The following is a 15,117-nucleotide window of genomic DNA, read 5'->3' on the forward strand; positions in this document are numbered from 1 at the left end:
GACGGAGCGCCCTGACACGCCGCGGCAACGACCCGGAGCAGGTCGATGTGGCGGCGCTGTACCAGCAGCACGGGGCTCACACGACGGAGGCTAACAGACAGAACGATCGGTCTGCCAGCGGTCGGCGGCCTATGCTGGGCCCGTGCGCGGAACTCCCGGGCGGCCGCTGCCCGCCGAGCGGCTGCTCGAGGCGGCAGCCGCGCTGTTCGACCGTGAGGGGATCAGGGCGGTCGGCGTCGACCGGCTCGTCGCGGAGGCCGACGTGGCCCGCGCGAGCCTGTACCAGAACTTCGGGTCGAAGGACGCCCTCGTCCTGGCCTGGCTGACCAAGCAGGACGAGCTCGACCGCGCGACCTACGACCGGGCACTGCGGGCCGCCGCCCGGTCCGCGGGTGGCCCCGCCGACCCGGCTGCGCGGGTCCGCGCGTTCTTCGACCTCGCCGTGACCTCCACGCGCCGCCGGCACTACCGCGGCTGCCTGTACGTCAACGCGCTCACCGAGTTCCCCGACGACGACCACTCCGTGCACCTGCTGGTCGGCGAGCATCGCCGGTGGATGCGCGAGGAGATCGCCGACGCCGCCGCGATGGCCGGTGCCGCCGACCCCGCCGAGGTCGCCCGCTCGATCCAGCTCCTCTACGACGGTGGGCTCGTCGGCGCCAAGACGGCCCGGTCGGTGGAGCCGATCCGGCTCGCCGAGCGCCTCGCGATCGGCCTGCTGGACGCGGCCGTACCCAGCGGATCGACGGCGTCGGCACCGGTCTGACGCCCCGCGCGGCCACCGGCGCGGCGTCGAGCTCCTGAAGGGCCGAGCAGTGGTCCTGCGCCGGTCGGCCCCACGAGGCAGGCCGCCCGAACGATCTTCGCAACCACATGTCTCGTCCGCGACCGGAACGATCGTCGAGATCGACGGCGGCGTCACGTGCTCGGACTCTGCCCACGCGGTCATCGTTCGGAGGTTTGCGATCGGGGGCGTTGGCTACGTGTGGCTGGATGACCGATTCGTCGGCGGGGCAGAGGGTGGCCGCGGGGCGCACCGTCGTGGTGCACCTGGTGGCGGACGAGGGCATGCCCTCGGTCCTGGCCGAGTGGCTGACCGAGTCGCTGCCATCGGCGTTGGCGGCCCGCGTGCACGGCGGAGTGCGGTGGCAGGTGTGCAGCGCCACCACGGTGCTGCGGATCAACGAGGACGGCGACATCCCGATCGTGGAGATCGCCGAGGCTCACCGCGACGGCCGGCGCAGGGAACTCGTGGTGCTGCTGACCGACCTGCCCCGGCGGGCCGGCACGCATCCGGTCGCCTCCGACTTCAGCACCTCCGGGGACGCGGCGCTGGTGTCGGTGCCCGCGCTGGGGGCGATCCGGTTGCGGCACCGGGCCCGCAGCCTGGTCGCCCACCTCGTCGCGCACCTGCTCGAGAACGACCCCCGGCCGGACCCGGAAACACGCCGGCACAGTGCGCAGGAGCGGATGACCGGGAAACTGGGCGATCTACTCGCGCCGACCGTTCACATCAGCTCGAAGCACGAGGGCGTCGACATGCACCTCGGCCTGGTCGGCGTTCGAGGCCGGCTGCGGCTGCTGGCAGGCATGGTGCGCGACAACCGGCCGTGGCGCCTGGTACCCAATCTGGCCAGCGCCACCGCGGCGGCCGCAGGCACCGCCGCGTACGGGCTGATCACCAGCAGCTTCTGGCACATGGCCGACTTCCTGTCGCCGCCCCGGCTGGCGCTGATCAGCCTGGCCGCGTTGGCCGCGATGACGGCGTGGCTGGTGGCCTACAACCATCTGTGGGACCGCCCGTCCGACGTGGGGGAACGCGAGAAGGCCGTGCTCTACAACCTGTCGACCCTGCTCACCGTGTTGATCGGGGTGGCGATCATGTACGCGTTGCTGTTCGGCGTGACGCTACTCGCGGCGGCCACCTTGATCGACTCGGCCTACTTCGGGCGGGAGTTGCATCACCCGGTGTCGATCGTCGACTACGTCCGCCTGGTCTGGCTGACGTCGTCGGTGGGCATCGTCGCCGGCGCTCTCGGGTCCAGCCTGGAGAGCGAGGACTCGGTACGCCGCGCCACCTACAGCGCGCGGGAGGCCGAGCGGCGGGCCCGGGCCAGGGAGCGGGAGGAACGGCGCGAGAGCTCGCCGCGCTGACGTCGCGTCCTCGGTCCCCGCGCGGCCGTCTCGGCCACCATCAACCCGCGAGGGCGACGGCATGCTTCGCAGGCAACCCGGAGGCGGATGGACGGGTTGCTGCGGTGACGCGCGTGCGTGCCGCCGGGACCACCAGGAAGCGTCCGTGCCCCGCGACGGCCCTGGCGTCGGTCCCGAGCTCCGGCCGACCGATGAGTCCGCAGCCCGGCCGACGTCCTATCCATGTCGCTCCTACGGCACGTCCCGGAGGCCGCCCTGAGGTCCGCGAGGGGTCGGGTCGGGGAAGTCCCGGAAGCCGCGGGGGCGGGGCACGAGCGACGGTGGTCGGGTCGCAGACGAGAGGGGTGGGGGTCGTGGTCGTCGTCCTGGTGACGCTCGTCGCGGCGGCGCTGTCGGCGCTGAGCGCCGCGGGCGAGCAGCGCGCCGCGGCCCGGCTGGCGGGGCGACGGCGGTCCCGCCCGCAGGGGCCCGGCGCCGCGATGCGGCCGGCCACGGGTGCGCGTCGGATCCGGCTGGGCCTGGCGTTCGCCACGGCCCTGCTGACGACGCCGCTGTGGCTCGGCAGCTGGCTCGTCGACGCGTCGAGCTTCGTGGCCCAGGCCGCGGCCCTGCACCTGGGCTCGCTCTCGGTGGTGCAGCCCCTGATGGTCACGACCCTGCTGTTCAGCCTGCCGCTCGCCGCGCTGGGGACGGGCCGACGCCCCACGGCGCGGGACTGGCTCCCGGCTGCGGGGATCGGCGTCGGGCTGGGTCTGGTGCTGTCCACGCGCGACGCGGCCGCGGCCGCCGGCTCGGCCCCGGTCGGTGGATCACTGGTCCCGGTACTGGCGTCGGTGCTGATCGCCGTCGTCGCCCTCGTGGTGCTGTCCCGGGGCCGGTCGGCGCCGGTGCGGGCCGCGCTGCTGTCGGTGGCCGCGGGCGTCCTCTTCGCCGTCGGCGCCGCACTGACCAAGCTGACCGCGGACACCGCCGTCACCAGCGGTTTCGCCGGGTTGCTGACGGGCTGGCCGGGCTATCTCCTGGCCGCCGTGTCCGTCGCGTCGTTCGCGCTGCAGCAGGCCGCGTACACGATGGGCACGCTCGCCACCGCGGTGACGGCGGTCGTGGTCGTCGACCCGCTGGTCAGCTACGCCCTCGGCGTCGCCGCGTTCGGGGAGCCGCTGCCCGGGGCGGGCTTGCCGATGGTGCAGGCCGCGCTGGGGATGGTGGTGCTGGTCGTCTCGGTGGCGGTGCTGGCCCGCTCGCCGCTGCTGCAGCCGGCCGGGTCAGGTCGACCAGAACCGGTCGCTCCCGGCGGGCAGGGCGGGCGAGTCGGCGCGGGCGAACGCGTCGAGGAACCGCCGTACGACATCGACGTGGTCGTTCCCGCGGCCCACGCACGCTACCCCGGTCGACAGCCGGCTCCGTGCGCGTGACGGCGAGCGCCTCCAAGTTCCACGGTCACGAGGGCGTCGCGTCGTGGGACCGGACCGACAACATCGGCAGGAACACCCGGTTCGAGGCGACCGGCACCCGCCGGGACGGCAGCAGCTACGTCGTGACGCTCGTCGTCACCGGCGACGGTTTCAACGGCACCAGCGACATCGTGTTCGACGTCGACGGGGACCGCATCCGCTCGATGGTGATCAGCCCCTGACGGCCGGGACGAACCGGCGGACCTTGCCGGTCTGCGCGTCGCGGGTCAGCCCGCCGACGAGGCGCACGTCCGCGGTCGCGCCGTGCAGGCCGGTCCCGGCGAGGGCGGCCGCGAGGCGCTCGGTGAGGCGGTCGCGGTCGAGGGTCGTCCCCGCGGCGAGCACGGCGTCGACGGTGATGCCGTGGTCGCGCTGGCGCACCTGGTACTCGACGATCTCGGGCCGGCGCAGCAGCACCCCGCGGATCACCCCGGGCGGCACCTCGGTGTCGCCGAACCGGAACGTCGGGTCGATCCGGCCCCGCACCCGGACGCGCTGGTGGCCGTGCGCCGGGTCGGGCTCGACGGCCACGAAGGAGTCGGTCAGTTCGTAGCGGACCAACGGCTGCAGGTGGTTGACGAGGTTGGTGACCAGCACCCGCGTCGACGGGGTGCCCGGCGGGACCGGGCGCAGGTCGTCGTCGACGAGCTCGACGACGACCTGGTCCGAGTTGAGGACGATGACGTCGTCGTCGGGCGGGGAGGTGCCGACGAGGCCCTCGGTGGACCCGAAGGTGTCGACGACCGGTGCCTCGAAGCCGGCGGAGATCGCGGCCCGCAGCTGGGGGGTGAGCGTCTCGCTCGTCGAGGTCACGATCATGGGGGAGAGCCGCAGCCGGCCGGCCCGGCGCTCGGCGGCGAGGCGGGCGAGCACGGACGGGTAGCCGTACAGCCCGGGCGCCCCGATCTCCTCCAGCCGGGCGACGATCTCGCCGAACGGCAGCGACACCGGCACCGGGACGACCCGCAGCGGGAACGCGCCGTTCGCGGTGAAGGGCGCCGCGCAACCGGTGGCGTGCACGGCGGTCCCGGCCGCGACCATCGCCATCGGCAGGCCGCCCGGCGGGATCGCGTCCCTCGCCCGCAGGCGGGCGATGGCGGCGCGGGTCAGCCCGCCGAAGAACGCGCTCAGCGCCGCCATGTCGAACAGGAAGACGCCGCGCAGCCCGGAGCTGCCGCCGGACGCCATCGCGATGTAGGCGTCGAACAGCGGAACCGGCTCCGTCCGGGTGGCCGCGATCGCCTCCTCGACGCTGCGCCGGGTCAGCCGGCGGTCGGTCACGACGTCGTCGTAGGCGGCCATCAGCTCCGCCTTGGTCATGACGGGAAGCCGGGTGAGGTCCCTCGGCTCGACGGCGTCGAGGTCGATCCCGGCGAGACGACGGGCGTGGAACGGCGAGTGCTCGACGGCGTGGCCGAGCAGCGCGCGCAGCCGGGCCCGCCGGACCTCCGCGATCCGCTCGGCCGACCAACCGAGCGCCTCGATCTGGGCCGGCAGGTCGGTGCGCTGCCGGTCCTGCAGGCGCTCGCACAACGCGGCGAAGCCGGTCCGCGTGGAGATCGCGTCCATCGTGCACTCCCTTGTCGCGGCGGAGGCCCGACCGGTCAGGGTGACGGCACCCCGAGGAGCCGGCGGGCGAGGTCTTCGAGGGGCTCCTGCGGCAGCGCGGCCGGGTCGGCGGCGCGTTCCAGGGTGAGCCCCGACGTGACGGCGAACATGAACTCGGCGAGCAGCCGCGGCGCTGCAGGCGGCTGCGCACCCGCCTTGGCGTAGGCGGCGACGACGCAGTCCGCGAGCGCGTCGACCGTGCGCCGGTGCGCCGCGGCGTACCGGGCGTTCAGCTCGGGATCGCGCGCGGCGAGCACCCGGAACTCGATCAGCAGCCGGGCCCAGTCCGCGTCGTCGGCGAGCCGGCGGTCCTGGACGTGCAGCAACGCCACCAGCGCCTCCCACCCGGTGCCTGCCTCGACGAGGCGGGCGTTCTGTGCGGCGCGCTCGGCGATCCGTTCGTCGAGGAGGGTGAGCAGGAGATCGGCCTTGCCGTCGAACTGCGAGTAGACGACGCCCTTGGAGAAGCCCGCCTCGTCGGCGATCGCCTCCACCGTCGCCCCGGCGTAGCCGCGGGCGAGGAACACCCGGCGAGCCGCGTCGAGCACCAGCTCCCGGTTGCGGCCGGCCTGCTCGGCCCTCGTCAGCCTCGTCGTCACGCCGTTATTGGAGTACCGTTGGTATGTCAGTGTCAAGGGTATTCAAATACCGACGGTATTTAATCGGCGGCGCGGGCACCCCTGAACGGGGGGTGGAACGGGGGATGTCGCGAGCGGGAATGTCTCTTATAGTGTGTCGGCGTCTACTTTGATGAAGTAGTGACCGACGCCCCGAGGAGGAACCGCCCGATGACGACGCCGCTGGCACTGCCTGACGAGGTCCAGGTGGTCAACATCGGCCTGCCGATGTTCGCCGACGCGGTGCGTGCGCAGGGTCGGCCGGTCCAGCACGTCGACTGGCGCATCCCCGCCGACGGCGACCTGGCGGCCGTCCGCGCGCTGTGCAACCTCTACGGCGACGCCGGCGCCGCGATCGACGAGGCCAACGCCGAGGTCGTCCGCCGCCTCAACGAGGGTGTGCCGCAGCTCGTCGAGGTCTCGACGTTCGGCGCGGCCGTGCCCGGCGTCGAGGGCCGGATGATCCTGCACTCCGGCCCGGTGCTCCCCTACGCCGAGCACGCCGACCCGCTGCAGCGCTCGATGCGCGCGGCCGTGGTCGCCGAGGGCTGGGCCGCCGACGTCGCGGAGGCCGAGAAGCTCCTGCAGAGCGGTGCGATCACCCTCGACGCGGCGAACCACCACGACGCAGTCGTGCCGATGGCCAGCGCGGTGGGGCCGTCGCAGCCGGCGCTGGTGGTCGACAACCGCGAGGGCGGGACGCGCGCCTTCTCCTCCCTCAACCAGGGCCCCGGCGAGGTGGCCTGGTTCGGCCGCGACACCGACGCCGCGATCGCCCGGCTGCGGTTCCTCGCCGACACCGCGGGTCCGGCGATCACGCAGATCCTGGCCGAGGCGGGGCAGCTCGACATCCTGGCGATCGCCGCACAGGGCATCACCATGGGCGACGACCTGCACATGCGCACCCAGGCCGCGACCAACCTGCTCACCCGCACGTGGCTGGCCCCGATCGCCGCGCTGCCCGACGCCGCCCGCGTCCCGTTCGCGCAGTACCTGGCCGGCAACCACCTGTTCTTCCTGAACTTCGCGATGGCGGCCGCCAAGTCGCTGCAGCTGTGGGCGCACCAGGTCGCAGGCTCGTCGATCGTCACGCACATGGCCCGCAACGGCACCACGTTCGGCGTCAAGGTCGCGGGCGACGACAGCTGGTACATCACCGAGGCCCCGCCCGTCGGCGACGCGATGTACTACTCGGGCTACGGGCCCGAGACCAGCGCGAAGGACATCGGTGACAGCGCGGTCCTGGAGCTGACCGGGATGGGCGGCCCGGCCGCCGGCAACTCCGCCGCGGTCGCGGCGTTCCTCGGCGGCGCGATGTCCGACGCCGCCGCGGCGACCGAGTCGTTCCAGGCCATCTGCGCGGGGGCCAGCACCCGCTTCACCCTGCCGGCGATGGGCTTCATCGGCACGCCGCTCGCCGTCGACGTCCGCAAGGTCGTCGAGACGGGCATCACGCCGAAGGTGACCACCGGCATCCTGCACATCGACGCGGGGATCGGTCAGGTCGGCGCAGGCGTCGCCACCGCACCGATCGCCTGCTTCTCCGACGCGCTCAAGGCGCTCGCAGCTCGGGTGGCCTGACCATCCACCCCTCCCGGCCCGGCCGTCCGCCGGCCCGGCCACGGCAACGGCGGTCCCCTGCACCGGGGGCCGCCGTTGTCGCATCTCGGGGCCGTCTCGGGCTCGCATCTCGGGTCGCGGCGGGGGCACATGACCATGGAACGTCCACTATGATGAATGACGTCTCCCATCGTGATCGGCGTGGTCGCGCCGCCCGATGGGACCGCCGGCCCGCCCACCCCGGAGAGACCGCAGCATGAGCACCGCCCTGGACCCCGACGAGTACCTCGACGGCTCCGGCAACCGCATCAGTCCCGGCCTGCGCACCGAGGCACTCGAACAACTCCTCACCGAACGCGGCCTCGCCCGCCCCGCCGTGACGGACGAGAGCCGGATGCGCGCGGGCGCCGCCCTGCTCGACCTCGACACCGACCCGGCCTCGGCGCCCCCGCGGGCCGACGGCGAGCTCGTCTTCGCCGAACCGTGGGAGTCCCGCGCCTTCGGCATCGCCGTCTCGCTGCACGACGCCGGCCTGTTCGCGTGGCCCCAGTTCCAGGCCGCCCTCGTCGCCCGCATCGCCGCGTGGGAGAACCAGCACCCCGAGGGCGAGCGCTCCTCCTTCTACACCCCGTGGCTCGGCGCCCTCGAGGACGTCCTCGCCGGCGACGGCACCGTCTTCACCGACGAGGTCGTCCAGCGCGCGGCGGAGCTGGCGCTGCGGCCCGCCGGGCACGACCACGCGGCCCGCGTCAGAGGTACGGCCGCGTGATCAGCTCGAGGTAGTGGCCCGCGGGGTCGCGGAAGTAGACCCCGCGGCCGCCGTGCTCGGTGTTGGTCTCGCCCGGGCGTCGCATCTGCGGGTCGGCCCAGTGCTCGATCCCGCGCTCGCGCAGCCGGGCGTAGGCCCGGTCGAACAGCGCGTCGTCGACGAGGAACGCGTAGTGCTGGTTCTGGATCTCCGGGTACGCCTCGACCGGCAGGTCGGCGAACTGGAGCAGGACCCCGCCGTCGAGCTGGAGGTTGGTGAACGCCCCCCAGGACGGCGCGGCGGAGGCCTCCAGGATCTCGGCGAAGAAGCGGGCCGACTCGGCACGGTCACGGGCGGCGATGATCGTGTGGTTGAACGTGGCGGGCATCGGGTGTCCTCTCGGTCGGTGAACGCCGGGAGGTGCGCCCGCGCCGGCTGCACGCACGGAGGACCTGGACTGCGCCGCTGGGCCTGCGGGGTGCACGACACGGCAGCCGCGTCGGCCGGTACAGCCGCTCCTTCCCGGTAGGCCCATCTGGGGCGCACGGCCACCGTACCGGATCTCCGCGTCCGAGCGGCCGGACGACGACGGCCGCACCCCCACCGGGATGCGGCCGTCGGCGCGGAGCGGACGTCAGGACGTCGCGGCGTCGCGGATCTCGTCGTAGATCTCGCGGTGCCTGCGCGCGCTGGCCTCCCAGCTGAACCGCGGCAGGATCGCCTCGCCGCCCGCGCGCAGCCGGTCGCGCAGCGCCGCGTCGCGGACCATGGTGCGCATCGCCTGCGCGAGCCCGTCGGAGTCCTCGACGGGCGGCAGCAGCGCCGAGACCCCGTCCTCGAGGTACTCGTGGAACACGTCGAGGTCGCTGGCGATGACGGGCAGGCCCGCGGCCATCGCCTCGAAGACGACGAGCCCCCAGCCCTCCTTCACCGACGGGAAGCACAGCGCATCGGCCGCGTGGTACCAGCCCGCGAGGTCGGCCTCGCTGACGGTGCCCAGCAGGTGGACGTCGTGCCCGAGCTCCAGGCCCAGCTCCGGGAGCTCGGCGAGCGCCGCGTCCCGGTAGGGGGTGTAGTCCTGGAACGAGTGCCCGCCGACGACGGCCAGCGTGGCGTCGACGCCGTCGCGTTTGAGCTGCGCGAGCGCGCGGAAGGCGTGGACCGTGCCCTTGCGGGGCTCCACACCACCGACGGCGAGGAAGACGAATCGCCCGTCGCCCGCGCCGATCCGCGCGCGCAGCTCCTCGATCGTGCCGTCCGCGGGCTTGGCGAACCTGCCGAGGTCGACCCCGTTGGGCACGATGTCGGCGTCACGGCCGTAGTCGTCGCGCATGATGCGCCGCCACTGCTCGCTGACGACGAGGATCCGGTCGGGCTTCACGATCGCCTGGCGGGAGCAGTTGATCAGCGCGGGCGTCGTGAAGTCGTCGACGTGGTGCACGGTCCGCACGACGGTGATCGGGGCGCCCGCGTCGCGCACCCGGGCGGCGGCCCGGGCGGCGATGCAGTCCTGCGCGTGCAGGATGTCGTAGTCACCGGCGAGCTCGGCGAGCGCGGCCGCCAACGTGTCGATCGACGCGAACACCTTGTCGTCCAACGTGTCGCCCACCTTCGTGGGTGCCTGCAGGACGGTGTTCGGGACGTCGGTGCGGCGGAAGAGCCCCACCGCCGGGTCGCCGAGGGTGAGCAGGTGCACCGGCACGCCCTGCCGGTGCAGCTCCTCGGCCAGGCTGAGGGTGTGGACCAGCCCGCCCCGCGGCTTGGTGGAGTGCGAGACGAGCGCCAGCCCGCGCCGCACGCGGTCGCCGGTACCGGTCACAGCGACATCGCCGCGATCTCGGGCTTGCGGCTCGCGATCGCCGCGGCGGCCAGGGCCGCACGCTGCGCGGTCTGGGTGACGAGCACGCCCGCGTCCTCGAACGCCTTCTTCTGCGCCTGGTAGCCCTGCGGGTCCTGCTCGGTGCCCAGCACGTAGACGATGACCTGCGGGCCGCCGGCGTCGCGGATCTCGGTGAACACCGGCACGAGCTCGCCCGCCGGGTTCTCGTGGGCGCCGTAGCCGAGCACGACGTCCATCAGGATCGCGGCGACCTTCGGGTCGGCCGCCTGCTCGCGCAGCAGCTCGATCCGGGCCTCCGGGTCGATCATCGGGTGCGGGCGACCCTTGGTGTACTCCTCCTCGCCGAGGTCGAGCGAGGTGTGGGCACCCTCGGGGGCGGGCAGGCCGAGCGACTTGTCGAGCGGGGTGTTGGAGTACACGTCGCCCAGCGTCTCACCCAGCACGACGAGCGACTCGTAGCAGAGGGTGCCCCCGGAGTAGAGGCCGCGGACCAGGGTGCGCTCCGCGGGCAGGGTCTCGGCGATCTCGCGGACCCGCTCGACGAGGCCCTCGGCGACGTCGGGCGGGGTCTGCCCGGCGAGCTTCGCCGCGGCGATCGCGCCGGCCTCCAGCGTGCGGGTGACGACGACGCCCTCGGGCGCCTCGAACCCCTTGTCGATGCCGATCAGCGCGGCGACGACCTTCTTGCCCTCGGCGGCGGCGAGGACCTCCTGCGCGACCTGCGGGTTCGGTGGCTTCGACACCAGGAAGACGATCTCCGTGGCGTCGTCGGCGACGAGGCGGGCCATGGCCTGCTTGGCGGTGAGGCCGCCGATCTTGGCGGTGAGGTCGCGGCCACCGAGGCCGATGACGTGCGAGATGCCCGCGCCCCACCGGTCGACCAGGCTCGCGGCCTCCTGGGCCCCGGTCCCCGCCGCGGCGACGACGGCGACGTTGCCCTTCTTGACGACGTTCGCGAACGCCAGGCAGGTGTGGCCCAGCATCGCGGTCCCGGCGCCCGGCCCCATGATGAGCCGGCCGATGCGGTTGCCGCGCTCCTTGAGCGCGACCTCGTCCTCGACGGAGACGTTGTCGCTGAACAGCAGCACGTCGAGGCCTGCGGACAGCGCCTTGTGCGCCTCCAGGGCGGCGTAGTCGCCGGGGACGGAGATGACGGCGACGTTGGTGTCGGGCTGACGCGCGACGGCCTGGGCCAGGGTGCGGGCCGGCTTCTCGGCGGCCTCGCCGGAGGCGTTGGTGCGCGGCGCGAACATCGCGGCCTCGCCGGCCTCGCGGGCCGACTCGGCGAGCTCGTCGGACTCGGCGTTCACCGCGACGAACAGGTCGTTCGCGCCGGCGTGCCCGATCTCGGAGGTGTCGAAGCCCTCGCCGGCGAGCGTCTCGAGGTTGGCGGGGGTGGCCATCGCGGCCGAGGCCCAGACGACGCCGTCGAGGCCGCGCATCGCTCGGGTGCCGGACAGCTGCACCACCGAGTCCACGTAGGTGTCGGTGTACAGCGTGATGCGATGGATGCTCACGGAGCGGCTCCCAGATGCTGGTCGGCGGCAACGATTCGGGTTCCCGGTTCGGCGCCGTCGCCGCCCCCGGGGTTCAACGACGCGACGGCGCGCTCGGCGTTCGTGACGACAGCCGTGACACCGCCCTCGCGGACGAACTGGATGGCGGCCCGCATCTTCGGGCCCATGCTTCCCTCGGGGAACTGGCCCTCGTCGGCATGCGTCTGCGCCTCGTCGACGGTGATCTCACCGATCGAGCGGGCGGACTCCTTGCCGAAGTCCAGCATCACCGCGGGGACGTCGGTGATCAGTACGAGCGCGTCGGCGCCCAGCGTGGTGGCCAGCCGCTGCGCCGCGGCGTCCTTGTCGATGACGGCGTCGACGCCGCGCAGCGTGCCGCCCTCGTCGACGACGGGGATCCCGCCGCCACCCGCGGCGACGACGATGAGCCCCGCGTCGACCAGGTTGCGGATCGCGTCGAGCTCGACGATCTCCACGGGCTTGGGCGAGGGGACGAGGCGGCGGTACCCGCGCCCGGCGTCCTCCCCGACGACCCAGCCCTGCTCGGAGACCAGGCGGGCCGCCTCCTGGACGGTGTAGAACGGGCCGATCGGCTTGGTGGGCAACCCGAACGCCGGGTCGTCTGCACGGACGACGACGTGCGTCACGACGGTCACGACGCCCGGCAGGTCGACCCCGCCGGTCTCGCGCACGGCGAGGGCGAGCAGCGAGCCCAGCTGGCCCTCGGTCATCGCGCCGAGGACGTGCAGCGGCAGCTCGGGCACCTGTCCGGCGCCGGCGCGCTGCTGGATCGCGAGGTTGCCGACCTGGGGCCCGTTCCCGTGGACGAGTACGACGTTCCAGCCGGACTCACGCAGGCCGCGGACCGCGACGGCCATCGCCCGCGCGTTCTCCATCTGCTCTGCCTGGGTGCCCGCCTGCCCACTGCGCGTGATGGCGTTGCCGCCGAGCGCGACGACTGCGGTCTTGGACATCGAGACGTCCGTCTTTCCCGTCGGGGTCCCGTGACCGGGGCCGGGTCTTCATCATCGGAGGTGTGCGCACACTATAGTAGACGGCCGCTCGTCACGTCACGTCCTGTGACCCCGATAGAGTCCGCGCGTGCCCCGGGCCCACCTGCAGTTGCGCCTGCTCGGCCCGTTCACCATAGAGGGCGAGCAGGCCGTGGTCGTGCCCGTCGGCAAGGCCAGGCGCGCGCTCGCCGTGCTGGCCGAGCGGCCCGGCGAGTTCGTCGCCGTCGGGGTGCTCGTCGAAGCCCTCTGGCAGGAGTCGCCGCCGCAGCACGCCGACCGCAACGTCGCCGCCCTCGTCAGCAGGCTCCGCCGGACGTTGGGGCGCGACCGGATCGACGGCACCCCCGCGGGGTACCGCCTCGTCCCCGACGACCTCGGCACCGACCTGTCCGAGGCGATCGAGCACGTGGAGACGGCGGAACGCGAACTGGCGCACGGGCGGTTCGCCGTCGCACTCACCGCCGCCGAGCTCGCGACGACGACGCTCGACGCCGGCGAGGCCATGGCCGGCGAGCCCGCCGACGAGTGGGTCTCCGACGTCCGGCTGCGCGCCGCGCGCTACCTGCGCCGGGCCCGCATCGCCCGGAGCACCGCCGCGCTGGCGCTCGGCGCGCCGGACCTGGCCGTCGAGGTCGCGGGCGCGGCCCTGGCCACCGACCCGCTCGACGAGGAGGCCTGCCGCGTCGTGATGACGGGACGCTGGCGGGCCGGGGATCCCGGCGCGGCGCTCGCCGAGTACGCCCGGCTCGAGGCCGCCATGTCCGACCAGCTGGGGTGCGACCCGTCGCCCGCGACGCGCGCGTTGCGCGACACCGTCCACGCCGCGCGGCACCCGGCCGCCGCGGCGTCCGAGCCCGGCCCCGACCCCGTCGTCGGGCGCGACGGGGAGCTCGACGTCCTTCGCGCGCACTGGGACCGCGCGTGCACCGGGGAGCCGGGGCTCGTGGTCGTGTCCGGGGTGAGCGGGATCGGCCGCAGCGCGCTCGTGGACCGCTTCGCCGACGAACTCCGCCGCGACGGCGCCCTGGTCCTGCCCGTGACCTGCTTCGAGGCCGAGCGCTCGCTCTACCTCGAGCCGCTGGTGCAGGTCGTGCGCGCGGCGCTGCGCCGGGTCGACCCGGCCGACGTACTCGCGCTGGCGGGCCCCCGCCTCGACACGCTCGCCCAGCTCGTCCCCGAGCTGGCCGACCTGATCGCCGAGGCCGACCGTGAGCAGGCCGGACCCGGCCCCGGGCCCGAGCTCGCCGACCCCGAACTGGCGCACGGGCGCGCGGTCGACGCCTTCGCCGGCTTCGTCGCCCGGCTCGCCACCCGGCGCCCGGTGCTGGTGACGGTCGAGGACGCCCACCACGCCGGCCGCTCCACGATCGCCGCGCTCGGGGTGGCCGTCCGCGAGTGGCGGACCGTCCCGGGGGCGCGGGTGCTGCTCGTCGTCACCGAGCAGGGCGCGCACCCCGTGGCGGCCGAGCCGCTGCACGACGTTCCCGGTGAGCGGCTCGTGCTGGGCCCGCTCGACGTCGCCGCCGTCGCCGAGCTCGTCCGCCGCGCCGGGACCGGCCACGACCCGCGCAGGCTGCACGCCCGGACCGGGGGTTCGCCGCTGTTCGTCACCGAGCTGCTGCGACAGCCCGACACACCCGGGTCCCGGCCCGACGACGGCGCCGTCCCGGTGCCCCGTTCGTTGCGCGACATCGTGGCCGAGCGCATCGCGGGCGTCGACGAGGACGTCGCCGAGCTGCTCGGGCAGGCCGCGGTGCTGGGCGCGTCGTTCACGCCCGCCGACCTGGCCGCCCTCGCCGGGATCGACGAGCGCACGTGCGCGACGCGGGCCGACGAGGCGGTGCGGCACGGCCTGCTGCGCCTGCGCCGCGACGCGCTGGCGTTCGTCAGCGACGTGGTCCGGCAGGTCGCCTACGAGTCGTCGCCGAGCCCGGTGCGGGTCAGCAGGCACCGGCGCGCGGCGCGGATGTTCGACGCCCGTCCCGAGACCGCCGCACGCCACTACGCGGCCGCCGGGGACTGGTCGTCGGCCGCCGACGCGTGGACCGCCGCTGCCGAGGTCGCGTCGCGCGCGTTCGCCAACAACGAGGCCGTCGAGCTGCTGTCCAAGGCCGTCGGCGCCGCGCGCAGTGCGGGCGACGTCGTCGTGCTGGTGCAGACGTTGCTGCGGCGCGGGCGCGCCTGCTCACAGATCGGCCGGCACGACGACGCGGTCGCCGACCACGAGCAGGCACTCGAGCTCGCGCGCGGGATGGACGACTCGGAGCTGGAGGCCCGCGCGCTGGAGCAGCTGGGCTGGACGGCGCTCTACGCCCGCGACGCGATGGCCGCCGTCGACCTCGCCGAACAGGCCACCGAGCTCGCCGAGTCCGCCGCCGCCGCCCCCGGCGCCCTACCCAGCGCCACCCTGCTCCTCGGCCGCGTCCGGCACTGGGACGGCGACTACGCCGGCGCCGGCACCGCCTACGAACAGGTGCTCGGCAGTGGACCCGACGACTCGACGCGCGGCATGGCCCTGGCCTACCAGGGCGCGCTGCTGCAACACATGGACCGCTTCACCGAGGCCAAGACCGTCCTCGCCCGCGCCGCCGCCCTCTGCCGCCGCA

13 protein-coding genes are annotated in these 15,117 nt (G+C 74.2%); 7 read left to right on the forward strand and 6 right to left on the reverse strand.

Features of this window, described 5'->3' with window-relative positions:
• Positions 1-142 precede the first annotated feature (142 nt).
• The 4 genes from PSD17_RS24980 (at position 143) to PSD17_RS24995 (ending at position 3,790) form a co-directional block, all read left to right on the forward strand.
• The gene (locus tag PSD17_RS24980) at positions 143-766 is read left to right on the forward strand and encodes a TetR/AcrR family transcriptional regulator (protein WP_103381823.1); all 624 of its coding nucleotides are present in this window, start codon (positions 143-145) and stop codon (positions 764-766) included.
• Positions 767-993: 227 nt separating this feature from the next.
• The gene (locus tag PSD17_RS24985; RefSeq protein ID WP_049803548.1) at positions 994-2,154 is read left to right on the forward strand and encodes a hypothetical protein; all 1,161 of its coding nucleotides are present in this window, start codon (positions 994-996) and stop codon (positions 2,152-2,154) included.
• A 344-nt stretch (positions 2,155-2,498) separates the two neighbouring features.
• Positions 2,499-3,569 (forward strand): DMT family transporter, encoded by a 1,071-nt coding sequence (locus PSD17_RS24990; protein ID WP_339124769.1) that lies wholly within the window; start codon positions 2,499-2,501, stop codon positions 3,567-3,569.
• Positions 3,566-3,790, forward strand: coding sequence for a hypothetical protein (locus tag PSD17_RS24995; RefSeq protein WP_339124771.1), 225 nt, complete (start codon positions 3,566-3,568; stop codon positions 3,788-3,790). Before PSD17_RS24990 ends, PSD17_RS24995 begins: the two co-directional genes overlap by 4 nt.
• Here the strand turns inward: PSD17_RS24995 and PSD17_RS25000 are convergent.
• Both PSD17_RS25000 and PSD17_RS25005 read right to left on the reverse strand, forming a co-directional pair.
• Positions 3,780-5,177, reverse strand: coding sequence for a phenylacetate--CoA ligase family protein (locus PSD17_RS25000; protein ID WP_339124773.1), 1,398 nt, complete (start codon positions 5,175-5,177; stop codon positions 3,780-3,782). The genes PSD17_RS24995 and PSD17_RS25000 overlap by 11 nt on opposite strands.
• A 35-nt stretch (positions 5,178-5,212) precedes the next feature.
• Complete coding sequence (locus PSD17_RS25005; RefSeq protein WP_339124775.1) at positions 5,213-5,815, reverse strand: TetR/AcrR family transcriptional regulator; 603 nt, start codon at positions 5,813-5,815, stop codon at positions 5,213-5,215.
• Between the two features lie 189 nt (positions 5,816-6,004).
• On the opposite strand from PSD17_RS25005, the gene PSD17_RS25010 reads away from it, so the two are divergent.
• Together PSD17_RS25010 and PSD17_RS25015 are read left to right on the forward strand one after the other, a co-directional pair.
• Entirely contained in the window at positions 6,005-7,414 is a 1,410-nt protein-coding gene (locus tag PSD17_RS25010) for a YlbE family protein (protein ID WP_103381826.1), read from the forward strand.
• A 235-nt stretch (positions 7,415-7,649) separates the two neighbouring features.
• A complete protein-coding gene (locus tag PSD17_RS25015; protein ID WP_339124778.1) occupies positions 7,650-8,162 on the forward strand; it encodes a nitrile hydratase accessory protein in 513 nt (170 codons plus the stop codon).
• Here the strand turns inward: PSD17_RS25015 and PSD17_RS25020 are convergent.
• From PSD17_RS25020 to PSD17_RS25035, 4 genes are all read right to left on the reverse strand, one after another.
• Positions 8,143-8,529 carry a VOC family protein gene (locus PSD17_RS25020; protein ID WP_103381827.1) on the reverse strand — a complete coding sequence of 129 codons (387 nt, stop codon included), beginning with the start codon at positions 8,527-8,529 and terminating at the stop codon, positions 8,143-8,145. The two genes, PSD17_RS25015 and PSD17_RS25020, sit on opposite strands and share 20 nt — an antisense overlap.
• Positions 8,530-8,775: 246 nt before the next feature.
• Positions 8,776-9,960 (reverse strand): MSMEG_0565 family glycosyltransferase, encoded by a 1,185-nt coding sequence (locus tag PSD17_RS25025; protein ID WP_339124781.1) that lies wholly within the window; start codon positions 9,958-9,960, stop codon positions 8,776-8,778.
• The gene (locus PSD17_RS25030; protein WP_103381829.1) at positions 9,957-11,498 is read right to left on the reverse strand and encodes a protein FdrA; all 1,542 of its coding nucleotides are present in this window, start codon (positions 11,496-11,498) and stop codon (positions 9,957-9,959) included. Before PSD17_RS25030 ends, PSD17_RS25025 begins: the two co-directional genes overlap by 4 nt.
• Positions 11,495-12,472, reverse strand: coding sequence for a carbamate kinase (locus tag PSD17_RS25035; protein WP_013678268.1), 978 nt, complete (start codon positions 12,470-12,472; stop codon positions 11,495-11,497). Before PSD17_RS25035 ends, PSD17_RS25030 begins: the two co-directional genes overlap by 4 nt.
• Before the next feature lie 127 nt (positions 12,473-12,599).
• Between PSD17_RS25035 and PSD17_RS25040 the strand changes: the two genes are divergently transcribed.
• Positions 12,600-15,117, forward strand: a 2,518-nt coding sequence (locus PSD17_RS25040) for an ATP-binding protein (protein WP_339124784.1), incomplete at its 3' end; no start/stop codon positions are given.

Source organism: Pseudonocardia sp. D17 (assembly GCF_036984265.1).
GTDB classification, from domain to species: Bacteria; Actinomycetota; Actinomycetes; order Mycobacteriales; family Pseudonocardiaceae; genus Pseudonocardia; species Pseudonocardia benzenivorans.

Bases quoted from the DNA above. Each gene is read 5' to 3' on its own strand.
- PSD17_RS25020 (WP_103381827.1), bottom strand. From the start codon at position 8,529: ATGCCCGCCACGTTCAACCACACGATCATCGCCGCCCGTGACCGTGCC.
- PSD17_RS25000 (WP_339124773.1), bottom strand. From the start codon at position 5,177: ATGGACGCGATCTCCACGCGGACCGGCTTCGCCGCGTTGTGCGAGCGC.
- PSD17_RS24985 (WP_049803548.1), top strand. From the start codon at position 994: ATGACCGATTCGTCGGCGGGGCAGAGGGTGGCCGCGGGGCGCACCGTC.
- PSD17_RS25015 (WP_339124778.1), top strand. From the start codon at position 7,650: ATGAGCACCGCCCTGGACCCCGACGAGTACCTCGACGGCTCCGGCAAC.
- PSD17_RS25010 (WP_103381826.1), top strand. From the start codon at position 6,005: ATGACGACGCCGCTGGCACTGCCTGACGAGGTCCAGGTGGTCAACATC.
- PSD17_RS25035 (WP_013678268.1), bottom strand. From the start codon at position 12,472: ATGTCCAAGACCGCAGTCGTCGCGCTCGGCGGCAACGCCATCACGCGC.